The 24,210-nt window shown below is 72.2% G+C and carries 1 protein-coding gene (only partly in view); it reads right to left on the bottom strand.

The window, feature by feature from the left end:
* Nucleotides 1-24,201, bottom strand: the 5' portion of a protein-coding gene (locus tag ACIBI9_RS42065) for an SDR family NAD(P)-dependent oxidoreductase (protein WP_397231097.1). Its footprint begins 3,147 nt before the window's first position; only the first 24,201 of its 27,348 coding nucleotides appear in the window; the start codon lies at nt 24,199-24,201; the stop codon falls past the left edge of the window.
* Nucleotides 24,202-24,210 lie beyond the last annotated feature (9 nt).

Genomic DNA, 24,210 nt, shown 5'->3' with positions numbered 1-24,210 from the left:
CGCGATCGCCTCTTCGTCGCCGGAGATCACCACCGCAGCCGGGCCGTTGACCGCCGCGATCCCGACCCGGCCCTCCAGCAGCGGCACAACCTCCGCCTCAGGCGCGGCGATCGCCAACATCGCCCCACCGGCCGGAAGCGCCTGCATCAACCGGGCCCGAGCCGCCACCAGAGCGCACGCATCCGCCAGCGAAAACACTCCCGCCACGTGCGCGGCGGCAATCTCCCCGACCGAATGCCCAACCAGCACATCCGCCCGCACCCCGAAGGACTCCAGCAGCCGATACAACGCCACCTCGAAGGCGAACAACGCCGGCTGGGTCATCCCGGTCTCGTTCAACACCCCATCCGGGCCGTCGAACATCACCCCACGCACCGGCAACAACCGGTCGATCTCCTCCAACGCCCCAGCGAACACCGGGAACGCCTCAGCCAGCTGCCGGCCCATACCGACCCGCTGACTGCCCTGACCGGCGAACAACAACGCCAACCGGCCACCAGAGCCACTCCCGGCCGTCACATCCCGCAACCCGGCCAGCAGCTCATCACGATCAGCGCCCACCACGACCGCACGCTGCTCCAGCACCGCCCGCCCGGTGGCCAACGACCAAGCGGCATCCGCCAGGGAAAGCGACGGCCGCTCCTCCAGCCACGACGCCAGTCGAGACGCCTGAGCCTGAAGCGCCTGCGCATCCTTGGCCGACACCAGCCACGGCACCGCCGGCAACTCCGTGCCACCGATCTCGGCCTCGATCTCCGAAGCGGCAGGCTCCTCCAACACGACGTGGGCATTAGTGCCACTGATCCCGAACGAGGAGACCGCCGCACGACGGGCGTGCCCGTTCTGCTCCCACGGCTGCGTCTCGGTGAGCAGCTCAACGGCACCCGCCGACCAGTCCACGTGCGGCGACGGCTCATCCACATGCAACGTCTGCGGCAGGACCCCGTTCCGCATCGCCATGACCATCTTGATCACGCCACCCACACCGGCGGCGGCCTGTGTGTGACCGATGTTCGACTTCAGCGACCCCAGCCACAACGGCCGATCCCGCTCCTGGCCATAGGTCGCGAGGAGCGCCTGGGCCTCGATCGGGTCGCCGAGCTTGGTACCCGTGCCGTGCGCCTCGACCACGTCCACATCTCCGGGCGACAGACCGGCGTTGGCCAGCGCCTGCCGGATCACCCGCTGCTGCGAAGGACCGTTCGGCGCCGTCAGACCGTTGCTCGCACCGTCCTGGTTGATCGCCGAGCCCTTGACGACCGCCAGCACCTGGTGCCCGTTGCGCCGCGCGTCCGACAGCCGCTCCACCAGCAGCACACCGACACCTTCACCCCAGCCGGTGCCATCAGCCGCCGCCGAGAACGCCTTACACCGCCCATCCGCCGCCAACCCCCGCTGCCGCGAAAACTCGATGAACATCCCCGGCGTCGACATCACCGTCACACCACCAGCCAGCGCCAGATCACACTCACCGGATCGCAACGCCTGAGCAGCCCAGTGCAACGCCACCAAAGACGACGAACACGCCGTGTCAACCGTGACCGCAGGACCTTCCAGGCCCAGGGTGTACGACACCCGCCCCGACACCAGGCTGCCACCGCTGGTCGACGCCGGAGTGCCCAGCCCGTAGTCGTGATACATCACACCGGCGAACACACCCGTCCGGCTCCCACGCAACCCATGGGGATCGATCCCCGCCCGCTCGACCGCCTCCCACGACGCCTCCAGCAACAACCGCTGCTGCGGATCCATCGCCAACGCCTCACGCGGCGAAATCCCGAAGAACACAGGGTCGAACTCGGCGGCGTCGTACAGGAACCCGCCCAGGCGCGTGTAAGTCTTGCCCGGCGTGCCGGGCTCCGGTCCGTACACCCCTTCCACATCCCAGCCGCGATCGGTCGGGAAGTCTCCGATCGCGTCCCGGGCCTGCGACACCAGCTCCCAAAGGTCCTCCGGCGAGGCCACGCCACCCGGATACCGGCACGCCATGCCCACGATCGCGATCGGCTCGTCCGTCGCCGTCGCGGTGAGTGCCACAGCCTGCGAGGACTGCCCGCCGACCAGCTCACCCGCCAGGAACTCCGCCACCGCCTCAGCGGTCGGATAGTCGAAGATGAGGGTGGCCGGGAGCCGCAGGCCGGTGGCCGCGTTGAGCTGGTTGCGGAACTCGACTGCGGTCAGCGAGTCGAAGCCGAGGTCCTGGAACTGGCGTTGCCGGTCGATGGCCGACCCGTCTGCGAACCCGAGCACTGTGGCCGCGCTGCCGCGGACCAGGTCTGTCAGCATCGCCCGGCGTTCGGCCGGGTCCAGCGCGGCCAGACGCTGGGCGAGCCCGTTGGCGCTGCCGGCACGACGGACCGGGGTGCGCCCGTTGGTCCGGGTTTGTACGAACCGTGCGGGAATCAGCAGCGCCTGGCCGGACGACACAGCGGTGTCGAAGAGAGCGAGCCCGTCATTGATGGACAGCGGCTTCACGCCTGCGCGTTCCATGCGGCGCAGGTCGGATTCCTTGAGCTCGCCCGCCATACCGTCGGTGGCCCAGACGCCCCAGGCCAACGAGGTGGCGGGGAGACCCTGCGCTCTGCGGTGGTGTGCCAGCGCGTCCAGGTATGCGTTGGCCGCGCCGTAGTTGCCCTGGCCCGCGCTGCCCAGCACCCCGGCCACCGAGGAGAACAGCACGAACGCGTTCAGATCAAGGTCCCGCGTGAGCTCGTGCAGGTGCCACGCCGCGTCGGCCTTGGGCCGCAGGACGGCATCGATGCGCTCCGGAGTGAGGGAGCCGACGACACCGTCGTCCAGAACACCTGCCGTGTGGACGACGCCCGTCAGCGGGTGCTCGGCGGGAATCGAGGTGATCAGGCGGGCGAGGGCGTCACGGTCGCCGACGTCGCAGGCGGCCACCGACACGTTCGCGCCGTGCTCGGCCAGCTCGACCGCGAGCGCGGCGGCCCCGGGCGCCTCCAGGCCCCGGCGGCTGACCAGCAGCAGGTGCCTGACCTCGTGTGCGACCACCAGGTGCCGGGCCACCAACGCGCCCAACCCGCCGGTGCCACCGGTGACCAGCACGGTCCCCTCGTGCCCACCAACCCAGGGTTCGCTGAGCTGGTCTGGCTCCTCCGATCCTGCGGCTCGGTTGAGGCGCGGGGCCAGCAGTTGACCGGCTCGGACGGCCAGTTGGGCCTCGCCTGTGGCCAAGATCTGGTCGACCGTCTCCGTGCGCAGCGGCTCCGCGTCCAGGTCCAGCAGCGTGAACCGGCCGGGCTGCTCGGCCTGCGCGGCCCGTACCAGCCCCCACACCGCCGCCTGCGCCGGGTCCGGCACATCCTCCGGGCCGGCCGCCACCGCGCCGCGCGTGACGACGACCAGCCGCGACGACGCCAAGCGGTCGTCGGCAAGCCACTCCTGGACCAGCTCCAGCGTCGCATGGGTCGTAGCGTGCACGTCCTGGCCGGCGGCCGGGCACGCGACCAGAACCGCCTCGGGCGGCTGGATGGAGGCCGGATCCGACCGGGTCTCGGTCCCCGTGCCCAGGTCATCGGACCCCAGCACGACCCACCGGTGCGCCTCTTGCGCGGGAGCATCCGGGACCACCACCCAGTCGAGCTGGTGCAGCAAGCCCTGGGTCTCGGACGCGCTGAGTTCGGTTGCGGACAGAGCGCGCAAGGTGAGCGCATCGACCTCGGCCACCGGCGCGCCGGTCTCGTCGGCGATGCTCAACGTGATGCTCGCCGCACTCTCACCTGCGGCTACCTTGACGCGCAGGCCGCTCGCACCGGCCGCGTGCAACGACACCCCGCTCCAGGCGAACGGCAGATACGGCCGCCCGGCCTCCGGCCTCGGCACCACCTCACCCAACGCGGCAGCGTGCAGGGAGGCATCCAGCAAGGCGGGGTGCAAACCGAAGCGGCCCGCCTCGGCGTGCGCCTGCTCCGGCAGCGTGATCTCGGCGAACACCGTGCTTCCCTGCCGCCAGGCCGCAGTCAGCCCCTGGAACAGCGGCCCGTACTCCAATCCATCCGCAGCCAGGTCGTCATACAGCTGCTCGACATCGACCGGCGTGGCCCCGGCCGGAGGCCATTGAGCCAGGTCGAACACCGGCTCCTCGGCCTGGTCGGCGAGCAAGCCCTGTGCGTGCTGCACCCACTCCGCAGCCTGGTTGCTGCGGGAATGGATGCTTACGGGGCGGCTGCCTGACTCGTCGCATGGCCCGGCGACCAACTGGATGTGCACGCCACCCTCGGCCGGCACCAGCAACGGTGCCTGGATGGTCAGCTCCCGCAGCTGCGGGCAGTCCAGCTCATGCCCGGCCCGCACCGCCAGCTCCACCAGCGCCGCACCCGGCACCACCACCCGGCCGTTGACCTGGTGATCGGCCAGCCAGGGCTGTGACGTGAGGGACAACCGACCCGTGAAGGTGTGAGTGTCGGAGTCCGGCGCCGAGATGGCGGCACGGAGCATGGGGTGGTCAATGGCACCCAGCCCGGCGGCGTCCACATCGCCGGTGTCCTGAGCAGCCGGCACCCAGTACCGCTCCCGCTGGAAGGCGTAGGTGGGCAGGTCGACGTGCCTGCCCGGGGCCAGCACCGCCGTCCAGTCCACAGCAATGCCGTGGGTGTGCAACCGACCAAGCGCCTCAACCAGGGCGCGAGCTTCATCCCGGTCCTTGCGGGTGGCGGGAATGAACACCCCATCGGCGATGCTCTGCTGAGCCAGCCCCGTCAGCACCCCGTCCGGGCCGACCTCCAGGAAGCAATCAGCCTCCGCAGCCGCGACCCCGTCAGCGAACCGCACCGCCTGACGCACGTGCTCCACCCAGTAGGTCGGGGTGGTCAGCTGTCCCGGCTCGGCCAGCCGGCCGGTCAGGTTGGAAACGATCGCAAGAGCGGGCTCGTGGTAGGTCAGACCGGAGATGGCCTCCTCGAAGTCGGCCAGCATCGGCTCCATCAACGGCGAGTGGAAGGCGTGGGAGACCCGTAGTCTGCGCGTGCGAGCACTGACCCGGCCCTCGATCTCCGCGATCGCCTCTTCGTCGCCGGAGATCACCACCGCAGCCGGGCCATTGACCGCCGCGATCCCGACCCGGCCCTCCAGCAGCGGCAGAACCTCCGCCTCGGGCGCGGCGATCGCCAGCATCGCGCCACCAGCGGGGAGCGCCTGCATCAACCGGGCCCGAGCCGCCACCAGAGCACACGCATCCGCCAACGAGAACACCCCGGCCACATGAGCAGCGGCAATCTCTCCAATCGAGTGCCCGACCAGCACATCCGCGCGGACGCCGAAGGATTCCAGCAGCCGATACAACGCCACCTCGAAGGCGAACAACGCCGGCTGGGTCATCCCGGTCTCGTTCAACACCCCATCCGGGTCGTCGAACATCACCTCACGCACCGGCATCAGCCGGTCGATCTCCTCCAACGCCCCAGCGAACACCGGGAACGCCTCAGCGAGCTGTCGGCCCATACCGACCCGCTGACTGCCCTGACCGGCGAACAACAACGCCAACCGGCCACCAGAGCCACTCCCGGCCGTCACATCCCGCAACCCGGCCAACAACTCGTCACGATCAGCGCCCACCACGACCGCACGCCGCTCCAGCACCGCCCGCCCGGTGGCCAACGACCAAGCGGCATCCGCCAGGGAAAGCGACGGCCGCTCCTCCAGCCACGACGCCAGTCGAGACGCCTGAGCCTGAAGCGCCTGCGCATCCTTGGCCGACACCAGCCACGGCACCGCCGGCAACTCCGTGCCACCGATCTCGGCCTCGATCTCCGAAGCGGCAGGCTCCTCCAACACGACGTGGGCGTTGGTGCCACTGATCCCGAACGAGGAGACCGCCGCACGACGGGCATGCCCGTTCTGCTCCCACGGCTGCGCCTCGGTCAGCAACTGCACCGCCCCAGCCGACCAGTCCACGTGCGGCGACGGCTCATCCACATGCAACGTCTGCGGCAGAACCCCGTTCCGCATCGCCATGACCATCTTGATCACACCTGCGACGCCCGCCGCGGCCTGCGCATGGCCGATGTTCGACTTGATCGACCCCAGCCACAGCGGCTGGTCCCGCTCTTGTCCATAGGTCGCGATCAGCGCCTGTGCCTCGATCGGGTCGCCCAGAGCGGTCCCGGTGCCGTGTGCCTCGACCACGTCCACGTCTCCGACCGACAACCCGGAGTTGGCCAGGGCCTGGCGGATCACCCGCTGCTGCGAGGGGCCGTTCGGGGCGGTCAGGCCGTTGCTCGCACCGTCCTGGTTGATCGCCGAGCCCCGCACCACCGCCAGCACCTGGTGACCATTGCGCTGGGCGTCCGACAGGCGTTCCACCAGCAGCATGCCGACACCTTCACCCCAGCCGGTGCCATCGGCCGCGGCCGAGAACGCCTTGCAGCGCCCGTCCGGGGACAGTCCCCGTTGCCGGGAGAACTCGATGAAGGTGCTCGGTGTGGCCATCACGGTGACACCGCCGGCCAGCGCCAGGTCGCACTCGCCCGACCGCAGTGCCTGAACCGCCAGGTGGAGCGCCACCAGGGAGGACGAGCATGCCGTGTCCACGGTGACGGCCGGACCTTCCAGGCCCAGGGTGTAGCTCACCCGGCCGGAGGCGATGCTGCCAGAGCTTCCTGTGCCGATGAGCCCTTCCAGCTCGCCGGGCACGGCCGAGAGCTGGGGCGCGTAGTCGTGGTACATGACCCCGGCGAACACACCCGTCCGGCTCCCACGCAACCCCGTCGGATCGATCCCCGCCCGCTCGACCGCCTCCCACGACGCCTCCAGCAACAACCGCTGCTGCGGATCCATCGCCAACGCCTCACGCGGCGAAATCCCGAAAAATCCCGAATCGAACTCCGCCGCGTCATACAAGAACCCGCCATGCCGCGCATACGACGTCCCCCGACTATCCGGATCCGGGTCATACAACCTCTCCAGATCCCAACCCCGATCAACCGGGAACTCCCCAACCGCATCCCGGCCCGAGAACACCAACTCCCACAAACCCTCCGGCGAAACCACACCACCCGGATACCGGCACGCCATCCCCACGATCGCGATCGGCTCATCCGCCGCCATCGCGGTGGGTGCCACAGCCTGCGACGACCGCCCACCATCCAGCTCACCCGCCAGATACCCGGCCACCGCCTCAGCCGTCGGAAAATCGAACACCAACGTCGCGGGCAACCGCAGCCCCGTCGCAGCGTTGAGCTGGTTGCGGAACTCCACCGCGGTCAGCGAGTCGAAGCCCAGCTCCTGGAACCGTTTGCTCGGCTCCACCGCATCGGCGCTCTGGAACCCGAGCGCCGTAGCCACCTGGCTACGCACCAGCTGCAGGAGATCGGTCGGGTTCGCGCTGGTGCTGGTCGTGCTGGTACGGCGGGTGGGCACGCGGACCAGCCCGTGAAGGAGCGTGGGCAGCGTGCCCGCCTGCGCCTGGGCCTGCAGCGCCGGCATGCTCAGCGCGGCCGGGACCAGGACGGCGCGGTCGCCGTTGACCGCGACGTCGAACAGGGCCAGCCCATCGGCGATGGGCAGGGGTGTGATGCCGCCGCGTTCGAGGCGGCGCAGGTCGGACTCGTCCAGCTCCCCCGCCATGCCGCCGGTGGCCCACAGGCCCCACGCCAGCGAGGTCGCCGGAAGGCCCTGCGCTCTGCGCCGCTGGGCCAGGGCGTCCAGGTACATGTTAGCGGCGGCGTAGTTGCCCTGACCCGCGCTGCCCAGCACCCCGGACAGGGAAGAGAACAGCATGAACGCGGTCAGATCAAGGTCCCGCGTGAGCTCGTGCAGGTGCCAGGCCGCGTCGGCCTTGGGCCGCAGGACGGCGTCGATGCGCTCCGGAGTGAGGGAGCCGACGACACCGTCGTCCAGTACGCCTGCTGTGTGAACGACGCCCGTCAGCGGGCGGTCGGCGGGGATGGAAGCGATCAGGCGGGCGAGGGCGTCGCGGTCCGCCACGTCGCAGGCGGCCACGTCCACCTCGGCACCCAGGTCAGAAAGCTCGGCCACCAGCTCGGCCGCGCCCGGCGCCTCCGCACCGCGACGGCTGACCAGCAGCAGGCGCCTGACCTCGTACGCGGTGACGAGGTGGCGGGCGACCAACGCGCCGAGCCCACCGGTGCCACCGGTGACCAGCACCGTGCCGTCCGCTCCGAACGCCGCCCCCTGCTCCTCCGGCCGTTCGGCGCGGCTGAGGCGCGGCACCAGCAACTGGCCGGCCCGTACCGCCACTTGGGGTTCACCGGTGGTGAGCGCCTGGGAGACCGGCTCCGTCGAGTCGTCGTCCACGTCCAGGAGCAGGAACCGGTCCGGCTGTTCGGCTTGCGCGGCGCGTACCAGGCCCCACACCGCCGCCTGCGCCGGGTCCGGCACGTCGTCCGGGGTCGCCGCGACCGCGCCGTGCGTGACGACCACCAGGCGCGCAGGTGGCCGGTCGGCGGCGAGCGTCTCCTGCACCGCCGCCAGCGCGGCACAGGTGGCGTGCCTGATCGCCTCCGGGGTCGCCGCCTCGGTCACGGGCACGTCGAAGATCTCGTACTGGAGGTCGTTCTGCGCGGTACGGCCACCGGCCGGCACCCAGTCGATCTGGAACAGGGTGTTGGGACCGGTCGTCCGCTGGTCGGCGGAGCTCGGGCGCAGCGTGAGCGAGCCGACCTCCATGACGGGCACGCCGGCGGCGTCCGCCATGGTCAGGGCGACCACCCCGGCACCGGCCGTGGGCGCGATCCTGACCCGTAGCACCGTCGCGCCGTCGGCGTGCAGCGCCACCCGGCTCCAGGCGAAGGGGATGTACGGCCGTCCCGGCTCGGCCTGCGGCAGCAGGCCGGACATGGGGATGGCGTGCAGGGAGGCATCGAGCAGCGCCGGGTGCAGGCCGAACCGCCGGGTCTCGGGATTGGTGTGCTCCGGCAGGGCGATCTCGGCATAGACGGCGTCGTCGGTCCTCCAGACGGCCCTGAGGCATTGGAAGGCGTCGCCGTACTCCATGCCGGTCTCGGCGAGATCTTCATAGACGCCGCCCACGTCGAGGGACTGCGCGCCGGGCGGTGGCCACTGCGTGAGATCGAAGCCGGGTACGGCGGCGGCCGGGGAGAGCACGCCCTGGGCGTTCTGGCTCCAGTCCGTGGCGTCCTCGGCCCTCGAGTAGATCGTCACCTGCCGGCGTCCCGACTCGTCGGCCGCTCCGACCACCACCTGGAGATGCAGGGTGCCCCGCTCGGGCAGGACCATCGGGGTCTGGTGGGTGAGTTCGTCGAGCACGGGGCAGCCCGCCTCATCGCCGGCCCGTACCGCCAGCTCCACCTGCGCCGAGCCCGGCACGACCACCCGGCCGCCCACCACATGGTCGGCCAGCCACGGCTGCGCGGCCGGCGACAGGCGGCCGATGAGTGTGAGGGTGTCGGTCCCCGGAGAGGGGACGGTCGCGGTCAGGAGCGGGTGCTCGACGGCCGCCAGCCCGCCGCCCGAGGCGACGTCACCGGTGGAGTATCCGGCGTCGAGCCAGTACCGCTGGCGCTGGAAGGGGTAGGTGGGCAGGTCGACGTGCCGGGTGGGGACGGAGGCGAAGTAGGTGTCCCAGTCCACGACGATGCCGTGGGTGTGCAACCGGCCGAGCGCTTCGACCAGGGCGCGGGCCTCGTCGCGGTCCTTGCGTACAGCAGGGATAAATACACCGTCGGCGATGCTCTGCTGAGCCAGCCCCGTGAGCACCCCGTCCGGGCCGACCTCCAGGAAGCAATCAGCCTCCGCAGCCGCGACCCCGTCGGCGAACCGCACCGCCTGCCGGACGTGCTCCACCCAGTAACCGGGACGGGTGAGCTGCCCCGGCTCGGCCAGCCGGCCCGTCAGGTTGGAAACGATCGCAACCGTCGGCTCGTGGTAAGTCAGCCCGGCAATGGCTTCCTCAAAGGAAGCCAGCATCGGCTCCATCAACGGCGAGTGGAAAGCATGCGAGACCCGCAGCCTGCGCGTGCGAGCGCTGACCCGCTCCTCGATCTGCGCGATCGCCTCTTCGTCACCGGAGACCACCACCGCAGCCGGACCGTTGACCGCCGCGATCCCCACCCGCCCCTCCAGCAGCGGCACAACCTCCGCCTCAGGCGCGGCGATCGCCAACATCGCCCCACCGGCCGGAAGCGCCTGCATCAACCGGGCCCGAGCCGCCACCAGCGCGCACGCATCCGCCAACGAGAACACTCCCGCCACGTGAGCGGCGGCAATCTCCCCGACCGAATGCCCAACCAGCACATCCGCGCGGACGCCGAAGGACTCCAGCAGCCGATACAACGCCACCTCGAAGGCGAACAACGCCGGCTGGGTCATCCCGGTCTCGTTCAACACCCCATCCGGGCCGTCGAACATCACCCCACGCACCGGCAACAACCGGTCGATCTCCTCCAACGCCCCAGCGAACACCGGGAACGCCTCAGCCAGCTGCCGACCCATACCGACCCGCTGACTGCCCTGACCGGCGAACAACAACGCCAACCGGCCACCAGAGCCACTCCCGGCCGTCACATCCCGCAACCCGGCCAGCAGCTCATCACGATCAGCGCCCACCACCACCGCACGCCGCTCCAGCACCGCTCTCGCGGACACGAGCGCCTTACCGACCCCGGCAAGCGATATGTCATCCCTCGACGCCAAAGCCGCGAGCCTGCCTGCCTGCTCCCGTAGCGCTGCGGTGTCGTTGGCCGAGATGATCCAGGGCACGGCGGGCAGCGACGGATCGCCCTCGTCGGCGGACTCGACCGCGGCCGGGCCCTGCTCGACGATCACGTGGGCGTTGGTGCCGCTGACGCCGAAGGAGGAGACTCCGGCCCGGCGCGGGCGATCCTGGAGGTCCCAGGGGCGGGCCGAGGTCAGCAGTTCGACCGCCCCAGCCGACCAGTCCACGTGCGGCGACGGCTCGTCCACGTGCAGGGTCCGGGGCATGAGGCCATGGCGCATGGCCATGACCATCTTGATGATGCCGCCCACCCCGGCGGCGGCCTGCGTGTGGCCGATGTTCGACTTGAGCGAGCCCAGCCACAGCGGCCGGTCCCGCTCCTGGCCATAGGTCGCGATGATGGCCTGCGCCTCGATCGGGTCGCCCAGTGTCGTACCGGTGCCGTGGGCCTCGACCACGTCCACGTCCGCGGTCGTCAGACCGGCGTTGGCGAGGGCCTGGCGGATCACGCGCTCCTGGGAGGGACCGTTCGGGGCGGTCAGGCCGTTGCTGGCGCCGTCCTGATTGATCGCGGTGCCCCGGATGAGGGCGAGGATCTGGTGGCCGTTGCGCTGGGCGTCCGACAGCCGCTCCACCAGCAGCATGCCCGCGCCCTCGGCCCAGCCGGTGCCGTCGGCCGAGGCCGAGAACGCCTTGCACCGGCCGTCCGCGGCGAGCCCGCGCTGCCGGGAGAACTCGATGAAGACGTTGGGCGTGGCCATCACCGTCACACCGCCGGCGAGGGCGAGATCGCACTCGCCGGACCGCAGGGACTGCGCCGCCAGGTGCAGCGCCACCAGCGACGACGAGCACGCCGTGTCCACCGTCACGGCCGGGCCTTCCAGCCCGAACGTGTAGGCGACCCGGCCGGAGGCGATGCTGCCCGCGCTGCCGTTGAGCACGAACCCCTCGAACCCTTCGGGCGCCTGCGGCAGGCGCGTGCCGTAGTCGTGGTACATCACGCCCGCGAACACGCCGGTACGGCTCCCGCGCATCGCCTTGGGGCTGATCCCGGCCCGCTCGATCGCCTCCCACGAGGTTTCGAGCAGCAGCCGCTGCTGCGGGTCCATCGCGGTGGCCTCGCGTGGCGAGATCCCGAAGAGCGCGGGGTCGAAGAGGTCCGCGTCGTGCAAGAACCCGCCCTCTCGGGCGTAGCTGGTGCCCGCGTGGGCGGGGTCGGGGTCGTACAGCCGTTCCAGGTCCCAGCCCCGGTTGCCGGGGAAGGTGGTGATCGCGTCGGCGCCCTGGGTGAGGAGCCGCCAGAGGTCCTCGGGCGAGACCACGTCGCCGGGGTAGCGGCAGGCCATGCCGACGATCGCGATGGGCTCGTCGGCGGTCCCGGTCTGGGCGGCCACCTGGTCGGCCCGCGAGGCCCCGGTGAGCTCGGCGCGCAGGTGCTCCGCGAGTTCGTCGGGGGTGGGGAAGTTGAACAGGAGCGTGGCCGGCAGCCGCAGGCCGGTGGCGGCGTTGAGCCGGTTGCGCAGCTCGATGGAGCTCAGCGAGTCGAACCCGAGGTCCTTGAACGCCGTCCCGATGTCCACGGCGCCGGCGTCGGCGTGGCCGAGCACCTGCGCGACGCTCGTACGGATGAGCGACAGCAGCGCGCCCTTGTCGGCCCGCGCCCTCGCCTGCCTGGGTGCCGCCGACTTGCGCGCAGGGGGCTTGACCAGGGCGCGGAAGACGGCGGGGATCTCGTCCTGGCGGCGCAGGGCGGCCGTGTCGAGGCGGGCGAGTATCTGCACTCCCCTGTCGAGCGCGAGCCCCGCGTCGAACAGGGACATGCCCTCGGCCACGGGCAGCGGCGCGAGCCCGACCCTGTTGAGGCGGGCGACGTCGACCTGGCTCAGCGCGCCGGCCATGCCGCTGTCCGACTCCCACAGCCCCCACTGGAAGGAGGCGGCGGGCAGACCTCGCGCCCGCCGGTGCAGGGCCAGGGCGTCCAGGTACGTGTTCGCGGCGGCGTAGTTCGCCTGGCCGGCGCTGCCGACCGTGGCCGCGACGGACGAGTACATCACGAAGAACGACAGGTCCTCGGTGAGCTCGTGCAGATGCCAGGCGGCGTCCGCCTTCGGGCCGAAGACGCGGTCGATCCGCTCGGGGGTCAGCGAGGTCACGGCTCCGTCGTCCACGATCCCGGCCAGGTGTACGACACCCTGCAGCGGCCGGTCTTCGGGGATGCCGGCCAGCAGGGCGGCCAGTTCCGCGCGGTCCGCGACGTCGCAGGCCGCCACGGTGACCTGGGCGCCCAGCGAGGTCAGCTCGTCCACCAGCGCCTGGGCGCCGGGCGCCGCGGCACCGCGACGGCCGGCCAGCAGCAGGTGCCGGACGCCGTGCCCGGTGACGAGCCGCCGCGCGGCCAGGGCCCCCAGCTCGCCCGTGCCACCGGTCAGCAGCACGGTCCCGTCCACCGTCCCGGACGCGGTCACGGTCACGGGCTGGGTCACGGGAACGATGCGCGGCACGCGGATCTCGCCCCGCCGCAGGGCGACCTGCGGCTCGCCGGACGCGCAGGCGCGCAGCAGCATGGCCGCGGAGTCGGGATGGTCGTCGGTGTCGACGATGACGAACCGGCCGGCGTGCTCGGACTGGGCGGACCGCATCAGGCCCCAGACGGGCGCGGTGGACAGATCCGGCACCTCGCCCTCGGCCGCGCTGACCGCCCCACTGGTCACCAAGGCCAGCCGGGACTGCGCGAACCGCTCGTCCGCGAGCCACTGCTGAACGAGCGCGAGCACCTCGTACGTCCTGGTACGCCCCTCACCCGCCGGGACGCGGGCAAGCACCAGGTCGGGGACCGCCTCCACGTCGGTCGGCGAGGACAGGCCGTCGAGCTCCACCACGCGCTCGGGCTCCGGCCCGGCGGCGGCGGGCGCGCTCACCCAGTCCAGCGCGTACGGCGTGCTCCCCGCCGACAGCTCGGCCGTCACGGGCCTGACCACCAGGGAGTCCACGGTGAGGATCGGCGCGCCGGTGTGGTCAGCGACGCTCAGCGCCAGCTCGCCCTGGCCCTTCGCCGTCGTACGGACCCGCGCCGCGGTCCCGCCCACCGCGTGCGGCGAGATGCCGGACCAGGCGAAGGGCAGGAACGGCTGCCCCGGCTCGGTACGCGGCAGGAGGTCGCCGAGCGTGATGGAGTGCAGCACCGCGTCGAGGAGAGCGGGGTGGAACCCGAACCGCTCCGCGCCCGCCAGCGCCTGGTCGGGCAGCACGATCTCGGCGTAGACCGCACCGTCGCGCTGCCAGGCGCTCACCAGGCCCTGGAAGGCGTCGCCGTACTCCAGGCCCGAGACGGCCAGGTCGTCGTACAGGTTCTCGATGTCGATGGGCCGCGCTCCGGACGGGGGCCATTGCGCGAGGTCGAAGCCGGGTTCGGCGACGGCGGGGCCGAGCGTGCCCTGGGCGTGCCGCTGCCAGGAGTCGCTGCCTTCGGCGCGGGAGTACACGGCGATGCCACGCCGGCCGCCGTCGTCCGGTCCGTCGATGACCACCTGGAGCTGTACGGGGTGCTCGTGCGTGATCACGAGCGGAGCTTGGATGGCCAGCTCGGAGACCGCCTCGCAGTCCTCGGTCTCCGCCGCGGCCCGCAGCGCGATCTCGAGGAAGCCCGTGCCGGGGAGGATCACGGTGCCGTTGACCGCGTGGTCGGCGAGCCAGGGCAGCGTGGCCAGGGACAGCCGCCCGGTGAGCGTGAGGGTGTCGGAGTCGGCGGCGGGCACGGCCGCGCTGAGTATCGGGTGTTCCACGGCGCTCAGCCCGGCGGCGGTCACGTCGCTGACGGCTCCGCCCGACTCCAGCCAGTACCGCTGGTGCTGGAAGGCGTAGGTGGGCAGGTCGACGTGCCTGGCCGGTGCCAGCACCGCCGTCCAGTCCACAGCGATGCCGTGGGTGTGCAACCGACCGAGCGCCTCGATCAGCGCGCGGGCCTCGTCGCGGTCCTTGCGGCTGGCGGGGACGAACACCCCATCGGCGATGCTCTGCTGAGCCAGCCCCGTGAGCACCCCGTCCGGGCCGACCTCCAGGAAACAATCAGCCTCCGCAGCCGCGACCCCGTCGGCGAACCGCACGGCCTGACGCACGTGCTCCACCCAGTAACCGGGGTTGGTGAGCTGCCCCGGCTCGGCCAGCCGGCCAGTGAGGTTGGAGACGACCGGGAGGGTCGGCTCGTGGTAGGTCAGACCGGAGATGGCCTCCTCAAAGGAAGCCAGCATCGGCTCCATCAACGGCGAGTGGAAAGCATGCGAGACCCGCAGCCTGCGCGTCCGAACGCTGACCCGCTCCTCGATATCCGCGATCTTCTGGGCGTCGCCGGAGATCACCACGGCCGCTGGGCCGTTGACCGCCGCGATCCCAACCCGGCCCTCCAGCAGCGGCACAACCTCCGCCTCAGGCGCGGCGATCGCCAGCATCGCCCCACCGGCCGGAAGCGCCTGCATCAACCGGGCCCGAGCCGCCACCAGCGCACACGCATCCGCCAGCGAAAACACTCCCGCCACATGCGCGGCGGCAATCTCCCCGATCGAGTGACCGACCAGCACATCCGCTCGCACCCCGAAGGACTCCAGCAGCCGATACAAGGCCACCTCGAAGGCGAACAACGCCGGCTGGGTCATCCCGGTCTCGTTCAACACCCCATTCGGGTCGTCGAACATCACCCCACGCACCGGCAACAACCGGTCGATCTCCTCCAACGCCTCGGCGAACACCGGGAACGCCTCAGCCAGCTGCCGACCCATACCGACCCGCTGACTGCCCTGACCGGCGAACAACAACGCCAACCGGCCACCAGAGCCACTCCCGGCCGTCACATCCCGCAACCCGGCCAGCAGCTCGTCACGATCAGCGCCCACCACGACCGCACGCTGCTCCAGCGCAGAACGCCCCGTCGCCAACGACCAAGCAGCGTCCGACACCGAAAGCGACGGCCGCGCCGACACCCACAACGCCAACCGCCCAGCCTGCTCCGCCAGCGCCTCGGGCGTCTTCGCCGAGAGCACCCATGGCACCACCGGCGAGTCCGCGACCTCGTCAGGAGCCGGTTCGGGCAGGTCCCCCTGCTCAAGGATCACGTGGGCGTTCGTGCCGCTCACCCCGAACGACGAGACGGCGGCACGACGCGGATGATCCTGAACGTCCCACGACCGAGCCTCGGTCAACAGCTCAACAGCACCCGCCGACCAGTCCACGTGCGGCGACGGCTCGTCCACATGCAGGGTCCGGGGCATGAGGCCGTGCCGCATGGCCATCACCATCTTGATGACCCCGGCCACACCGGCGGCCGCCTGCGCGTGACCGATGTTCGACTTCAGCGACCCCAGCCACAACGGCCGGTCCCGCTCCTGGCCATAGGTCGCGATCAGCGCCTGGGCCTCGATCGGGTCACCCAAAGTGGTCCCGGTCCCGTGCGCCTCGACCACGTCCACTTCAGCGGCCGACAACCCGGCATTGGCCAGCGCCTGCCGGATCACCCGCTGCTGGGACGGCCCGTTCGGCGCCGCCAGGCCGTTGCTGGCGCCGTCCTGGTTGATCGCCGACCCCTTGATGACCGCCAGAACCTGGTGCCCGTTGCGCCGCGCGTCCGACAGCCGCTCCACCAGCAGCACGCCGACACCTTCGGCCCAGCCCGTGCCATCAGCCGAGGCCGAGAACGCCTTGCATCGCCCGTCCGCCGACAGGCCCCGCTGCCGCGAGAACTCCACGAACGTGCCCGGCGACGCCATCACCATCGCGCCGCCCGCCAGGGCCATGTCGCACTCGCCCGTCCGCAGGGCCTGCGCGGCCAGGTGCAGCGCCACCAGCGACGACGAGCACGCCGTGTCCACGGTCACGGCCGGGCCCTCGAACCCGAACGTGTACGACACCCGCCCGGACGCCACGCTGGCCAGCTGGCCGGTGAGCAGATACCCCTCGACCGCGTCGGAGCCCTCGGAGCGCCGTGGCCCGTACTCCATCGGCGCGATGCCGGTGAAGACCCCGGTCTCGCTGCCGTGCAGCGTGGCCGGGTCGATGTTGGCGTGCTCGAAGACCTCCCACGAGGCCTCCAGGAGCAGCCGCTGCTGCGGGTCCATGGCCAGCGCCTCGCGCGGCGAGATGCCGAAGAAGGCCGCGTCGAAGTCGGCGGCGTCATACAGGAAGCCGCCCTGCCGGGTGTAGGAGGTGCCCCGGTTGCCGGGGTCGGGGTCGAACAGCCGGTCCAGGTCCCAGCCGCGGTCGACGGGGAACTCGCCCACCGCGTCCCGGCCCTGCGCGACCAGCTCCCACAGGTCGTCCGGCGACAGCACGCCGCCGGGGAGGCGGCAGGCCATGCCCACGATCGCGATCGGCTCGTCGTGCCCGGCCGACCGCACCGCGGTGGCGGGCGTGGCGGAGCCGCCGAGCAGTTCGGTACGCAGGTGCTCGGTCAGCGCCTTGGGCGACGGGTAGTCGAACAGCAGCGAGCTGGGCAGTTGCAGCCCGGTCGCGGCGTTGAGCCGGTTCCTGAGCTCGACCGCGGTGAGCGAGTCGAAGCCGGCGTCCTTGAACGCTCCGGTGGCGCTGATGACGTTCGGCGTCACGTGGCCGAGCACGAGGGCGGCCTGGCCGCGTACCAGGTCGAGCAGGGTGCGTTCCTGCTCGTCCGGGCTCAGCCCGCGCAGGGACTGCGCCAGCGGCACGTCTCCGGAGCCGGAGCCCCCGACCGTGCGGCGCTCGACGGGTTTGCGCAGCATCCCGCGCAGCATCGCCGGTACGGGGTCCGCGACCTTGGCCAGGCTCAGCCGGGCGGGCAGCATCGTCACGGCGCCGCCGGCGAGCGCTGAGTCGAAGAGCTCAAGCGCCTCGTCCCGCGGCAACGGGGCGACGCCGAGCCGGGCCCAGCGCGCCAGGTCGGCCGTGGCGAGCGTACCGGCCATGCCGCCGAATTCGGCGGAGTTGTCCCACAGGCCCCAGTCCAGGGCTGTGGCGGGCAGGCCGAGCGAGTGGCGATGGCGGGCGAGGGCGTCGAGGAAGGCGTTGGCGGCGGCGTAGTTGGCCTGGCCGGCGCTGCCGAGCGTGGCCGCGCACGACGAGAACAGCACGAACGCCGACAGTTCGCGCTCGCGGGTCAGCTCGTGCAGGAGCCAGGCGGTCTCGGCCTTGGTCCGCCACACGGTGTCGAGCCGCGACGGGGTCAGCGCCGACACGACGCCGTCGTCGAGCACGCCGGCGATGTGCACGACGCCGGTCAGGTCGCGGCAGGAGTCGATGAGCCCGGCCAGCGCTTCGCGGTCGGTGACGTCGCACGCGACCAGTTCGGCGTGCGCGCCGAGGTCGGCCAGCTCGGCCGCGAGCGCGGCGGCTCCGGCCGAGCTCGGGTCGCGGGTGACGAGGACGAGGTTCCGTACGCCGTGCCGGGCGGCGAGGTGCCGGGTGACCGTGCGGCCCAGCGCGCCGGTGCCGCCGGTGACCAGCACGGTCCCGCCGGGCTCCCAGGGCCGGTCCGCCGGCGGCCGGCCGCGCCGCGCCAGCCTCGGGACGTAGATCTTGCCGGACCTGATCGCCAGCTGGGGCTCGTCGTAGGCGAGGGCGGCGGCGACGGCGTCCTCGGCGCTGCCGTCGTCGTCGAGCAGCACGAACCGGTCCGGGTACTCCGTCTGCGCCGACCGCACCAGGCCCCACACGGCGGCACCGGCCAGGTCGGGCACCTCATCGGTCGCTCCCCTGGTGACGATCACCAGCCGGGCCGAGGGGGGCCGGTCGCCGCCGAGCCAGTCCTGGACGGCGGAGAGCACGCGGAGCACGGCGGCACGCGCCCGGTCCGTCCCCTCCCTTTCGTCCTCGTCGTGCCAGGGCAGGAGCACGTCGCCGGGCGGCATGGTGGCGCCGCCCACGGCGGGTACGGGCATCCAGTCCACCTCGAACAGCCCGACGTGCTCGGCGGGGAGGTCCACGGGACCGCGTGCCTCCAGCCAGTACCTCTGGCGCTGGAAGGCGTAGGTGGGCAGGTCGACGTGGAGTGCGGGGGCGGCGCCGAAGTAGGCGTTCCAGCCGACGGTGACGCCGCAGGCGTGGAGCTGTCCGAGTGCCTGGACGAAGGTGTCGATCTCGTCGCGGTCCTTGCGTACGGCGGGGACGAAGACGCCGTCCGAGAGCATCTGCTGGGCCAGCCCGGTGAGGACGCCGTCGGGCCCCACCTCCAGGAAGAGCGCGGCGTCCGCGGCGGCGATGCCGTCCGCGAAACGGACGGGCCGGCGTACGTGGTCGACCCAGTACCGGGGGCTGGTGAGCAGGCCGGGCTCGGCGAGCCTGCCGGTGACGTTGGAGATCACCGGGATGGCGGGCTCGTGGTAGGTCAGCCCCGTGATGGCCTCCTCGAAGGGGGCCAGCATCGGCTCCATCAGCGGTGAGTGGGCGGCCTGGGAGATCCGCAGCCGGCGCTTGCGTGCCGTGACGTTCTGCGCGATCTCCTCGATGGCGGCCTCGGCGCCGGAGATGACCACCGAGGTCGGGGTGTTGACGGCCGCGATGGCGACCCGGTCCTCGTACCCGTCGAGGAGCGGCAGGACGTCGGCCTCGGACGCGGCGATGGCGAGCATCGCGCCGCCCGGGGGCAGCATCTGCATGAGCCGGGCCCGTACGGCGATCAGGGTGCAGGCGTCGGCGAGGGAGAACACCCCGGCCACGTGGGCGGCGGCGATCTCTCCGACGGAGTGCCCGACCACCACGTCCGCCCGTACGCCGAGGGATTCGAGCAGCCGGTACAGCGCGACCTCGAAGGCGAACAGGGCCGGCTGGGTCATTCCGGTCTCGTTGAGCACCCCGTCGGGGTCGGCGAACATCACCTCGCGCAGCGGGTGCGGCAGGTGCGGGTCCAGCAGCGCGCAGATCTGCTCCAGCGCCTCGTCGAAGGCGGGGAAGGCCGCGGCCAGCTCGCGGCCCATGCCGAGCCGCTGGCTGCCCTGCCCGGTGAACAGCAGGGCGAGCCGGCCCGCCGGGCCGCTGCCGGTCAGCACGCCGGGCGCGGCGGGGCCGCCCGCCAGTGCCCGCAGGCCGGCGAGCAGGTCGTCGCGCTCGCGGCCGACGATCACCGCGCGGTGTTCGAGCACGGACCGCTCGGCGGCCAGCGCGGCGCCGGCGGCGGCGACGGGGATGTCGGGCGTCGCCCAGGACGCGAGCCGCTCGGCCTGCCCGGCCAGCGCCTCTGGCGTCTTCGCCGAGACGAGCCAGGGGACGGCGGGGAGGTTCGCGTCGTCGCGGGGGGCCGGGGCGGCCGGGTCGCCCTGCTCGATGATGACGTGGGCGTTGGTGCCGCTGATGCCGAAGGAGGAGACGGCGGCGCGGCGCGGGCGGTCCCGGAGCTCCCACGGCTGGGCCTGGGTCAGCAGTTCGACGGCGCCGGTCGACCAGTCCACGTGCGGGGACGGCTCGTCCGCGTGCAGGGTCTGCGGCAGCACGCCGTTCCGCATGGCCATGACCATCTTGATCACGCCACCCACGCCGGCGGCGGCCTGGGAGTGGCCGATGTTGGACTTCAGCGAGCCCAGCCACAGCGGCCGGTCCCGCTCCTGTCCGTAGGTCGCGATCAGCGCCTGGGCCTCGATCGGGTCGCCGAGCGTCGTCCCGGTCCCGTGCGCCTCGACCACGTCGACCTCTCCAGCCGACAGACCGGCGTTGGCCAGCGCCTGGCGGATCACCCGCTGCTGGGAGGGGCCGTTCGGGGCGGTCAGGCCGTTGCTGGCGCCGTCCTGGTTGATCGCCGACCCCTTGATGACGGCCAGCACCTTGTGACCGTTGCGCCGCGCGTCCGACAGCCGCTCGACCAGCAGCATGCCGACACCCTCGGCCCAGCCCGTGCCATCGGCCGAGGCGGAGAACGCCTTGCACCGCCCGTCCGGCGAGAGCCCGCGCTGCCGGGAGAACTCCACGAACATGCCGGGGGACGCCATCACGGTCGCGCCGCCGGCCAGCGCCAGGTCGCACTCGCCCGACCGCAGCGACTGCGCGGCCAGGTGCAGCGCCACCAGCGACGACGAGCACGCCGTGTCCACGGTCACTGCAGGGCCCTCGAACCCGAACGAGAACGCGACGCGGCCGGAGATCACGCTGGCGGAGGTGCCGGTCAGCACGTAGCCTTCCGCGGCCCCGGTGGCCTCGTGCAGGCGCGGGCCGTAGTCCTGGGCCATCGCGCCCGCGAAGACGCCGGTACGGCTGCCGCGCAACCCGGCCGGGTCGACGCCCGCCCGCTCGATCGCCTCCCACGAAGCCTCCAGCAGCAACCGCTGCTGCGGATCCATCGCCAACGCCTCACGCGGCGAGATCCCGAAGAAGCCGGGGTCGAACTCCCCCGCGTCGTACAAGAAACCGCCGTGCCTGGCGTAAGACGTCCCGCGGCTGTCCGGATCCGGGTCGTACAGGGCCGCCAGATCCCAGCCGCGATCGACGGGGAACTCCCCGATGGCGTCCGTACCGGAGATCACCAGCTCCCACAGGTCCTGCGGGGACTGCACCCCGCCGGGGAAGCGGCAGGCCATGCCCACGATCGCGATCGGCTCGTCCGCCACCGAGGCGGCGGTCACCACGGCCTGCGCGGCCTGCCCGCCCGTCAGCTCCGCGCGCAGGAACGCGGCCAGCGCCTGCGGCGAGGGGTGGTCGAACAGCAGCGAGCTGGGCAGCCGGAGCCCGGTGGCGGCGTTGAGTCGGTTCCTGAGCTCGACGGCGCTGAAGGAGTCGAAGCCGAGCGCCTTGAAGGCGGTGGCGGTGTCCACGGTCGCGGCGTTGGCGTGGCCGAGGACGAGCGCGATGCAGGTCCGTACGAGCTCCAGGAGCAGCTGCTCCTGCTCCGGCCCCGGCAGGCCGTGCAGCCGGTCGGCGAGTGGCTGCGTCCGCCCGCCGGTGGCCGCAGGCTCCGGGGGCGCGGGTGGGGGCGGCGCCGCGCCGTCCGACTCGGGAAGCCAGTGGTACGTGCGCTGGAAGGCGTAGGTGGGCAGCGGGACGCGCCGCGCGCCCGGGTACAGGGCGTCCCAGGCCGGCGCGGTGCCGCGTACCTGCAGCTCGGCCAGGGCCAGGGCGGCGCTGTGGCATTCGGCCCGGTTGTCCCGCAGCGTGGCGACGAACCGGATACCGGGGTCGGCGGGCAGGCAGTGCTGCCCCATGGCGGCCAGCACCGAGCCGGGCCCGACCTCCACGAACGTGGTCACGCCCGTGTCGGCCAGCGCGCGGATGCCGTCGCTGAAGCGCACGGCCTCGCGGACGTGCCACACCCAGTGGCCGGGTGAGCACAGGTCCTCGCCGGACGCGACGGCCCCGGTGAGGTTGGAGACGATCGGGATGGCCGGCTCGCGGTAGGTGAGCGACTCGGCCACCTGCCGGAACTCCGCCAGCATCGGGTCCATCAGCGGCGAGTGGAAGGCGTGGCTCACGCGCAGCCGGCGGGTCTTGCGGTCGCGGGCGCGGAACTCCTCGGCGATCTCCGTGACGCGGTCCTCCGCGCCCGAGACGACGACGGAGTCGGGGCCGTTGATCGCGGCGATGCTGACGGAGTCGTCGAGATGGGGGCGGATCTCCGCCTCGGTGGCCTGGACGGCGATCATCGCGCCACCGGCGGGCAGGGCCTGCATCAGCCTGCCGCGCGCCGCGACCAGGGTGCAGGCGTCGGCCAGGGACAGCACCCCGGCGACGTGCGCGGCCGTGATCTCGCCGATGGAGTGGCCGATGAGCCGGTCGGGGCGGATGCCCCAGTGCTCGTACAGGCGGGTGAGCGCGACCTCGAAGGCGAAGAGCGCGGGCTGGGTCATCCCGGTCTCGTTCAACACCCCATCGGGATCGTCGAACATCACCTCGAGCAGCGGCCTGGCGAGCTCGCCGTCGAAGCAGGCGGCGATCTCGTCGAGGGCCCGCGCGAAGGCGGGGTACGCGTCGTAGAGCTCGCGGCCCATGCCCGGGCGCTGGCTGCCCTGGCCCGAGTAGAGGAAGGCTACGTCGCCGTCGCCCGGCCGTCCGGTCACGATCTCGGCGGCGGCCTCTCCCCTGGCGAGCCGGTCGAGCACCTCGGCCAGCCGGGACGGCTCGTCGACGACGATGGCGGCGCGGTGGTCGAAGGCCGTACGCGTCGTGGCCAGGGAGTAGGCCGTGTCCGCGGCGTCGGCGGCGGGCTCGGCGAGCAGGTGGTCGCGCAGCCGTCCCGCCTGGGCGCGCAGCGCGGCCTCGCTCTGCCCGGCCAGCGGCAGGATCACCGGCCCGGCGGGGCCGGGCGCCGGTCGCGGGGTCTCCTGCGGGTGCTCGGCGAGCACCACATGGCAGTTGGCGCCTCCCATGCCGAAGGAGCTGACCCCGGCGAGCAGCGGTTCGCCGGCGCGCGGCCAGGCGGACAGCGCGGTGTTGACGCGCAGGTTCAGCTCGTCGAACGGGATCAGCGGGCTGGGCGTCTCGAAGTTGAGCGACGCCGGCAGCTCGCGGTGCCTGATGGCCAGCACGGTCTTGAGCAGGCCGACGATCCCCGCGGCGCCTTCCAGGTGGCCGACGTTGGTCTTGGCCGAGCCGACGAGCAGCGGCGTGCCCGGGTCCTTGGCGGTGCCGACGGCGCCGCCGAGGGCGCGTGCCTCGATGGGGTCGCCGACCCGGGTCCCGGTGCCGTGCAGCTCGACGTACTGGACGTCGGCCGCCGGCACGCCGGCCCGCTCGCAGGCCCGCCGGATGACCTCTTCCTGGGCGTACTGGTCGGGGACGGTGAGCCCGTCGCCGCCGCCGTCGTTGTTGACGGCGCTGCCCGCGATCACGCAGTGGACGCGGTCGCCGTCGGCGAGCGCGCGGGCCAGCGGCTTGAGCACGACGATGCCGCCGCCCTCGCCGCGGACGTAGCCGTTGGCGCGGGCGTCGAACGTGAAGCACTTGCCGTCGGGCGACAGGGCGCCGAACCTGAGCGCGGCGAGCGTGCTGTCGGGGGTCAGGTTGAGGTTGACGCCGCCGACGATGGCCAGGCCCGACTCGCCGTTGCGCAGGCTCTCGCAGGCCAGGTGCACGGCGGTGAGGGAGGCCGACTGCGCGGAGTCCACGGTCATGCTGGGGCCGTTCAGCCCGAGCGTGTACGAGATCCGGTTGGCGAGCAGGGCCCGGCTGATGCCCGTGAGGCTGTGGCGGGTCAGCGCCGCGCGGCCGGCGCCCTGGAGCAGCTGGGCGTAGTCGCCGGCCATGGCGCCGATGAAGACGCTCGTGCCGGTGCCCCGCAGGCTGTCCGGGACGATGCCGGCGTCTTCGAGCGCCTCCCAGCTCAGCTCCATGAGCAGCCGCTGCTGGGGGTCCATCATCGCGGCCTCGTTCGGGGAGATCCCGAAGAACTCGGCGTCGAACTCGGCTATGCCGGTGATGAAGCCGCCGCGCAGCGACTCGGTCTCAGGGGAGTTCCACCGGCCGCCGGGAACGTCGGTGACGGCGTCGACCCCGTCGCGCAGCAGCCGCCAGAAGGAGTCGGGGTCCGGGGCCTGAGGGAGGCGGCAGGATATGCCGACGATCGCCACCGCGTCGTCGGAAAAACTACGAGAGGAGCGTTCGTAGGACATTGAACCAAT

The sequence above is a fragment of the Nonomuraea sp. NPDC050451 genome, from assembly GCF_044458585.1.
Note: the sequence above shows the minus strand (reverse complement) of the source record. Positions and strands in the feature narration are given on the sequence as shown.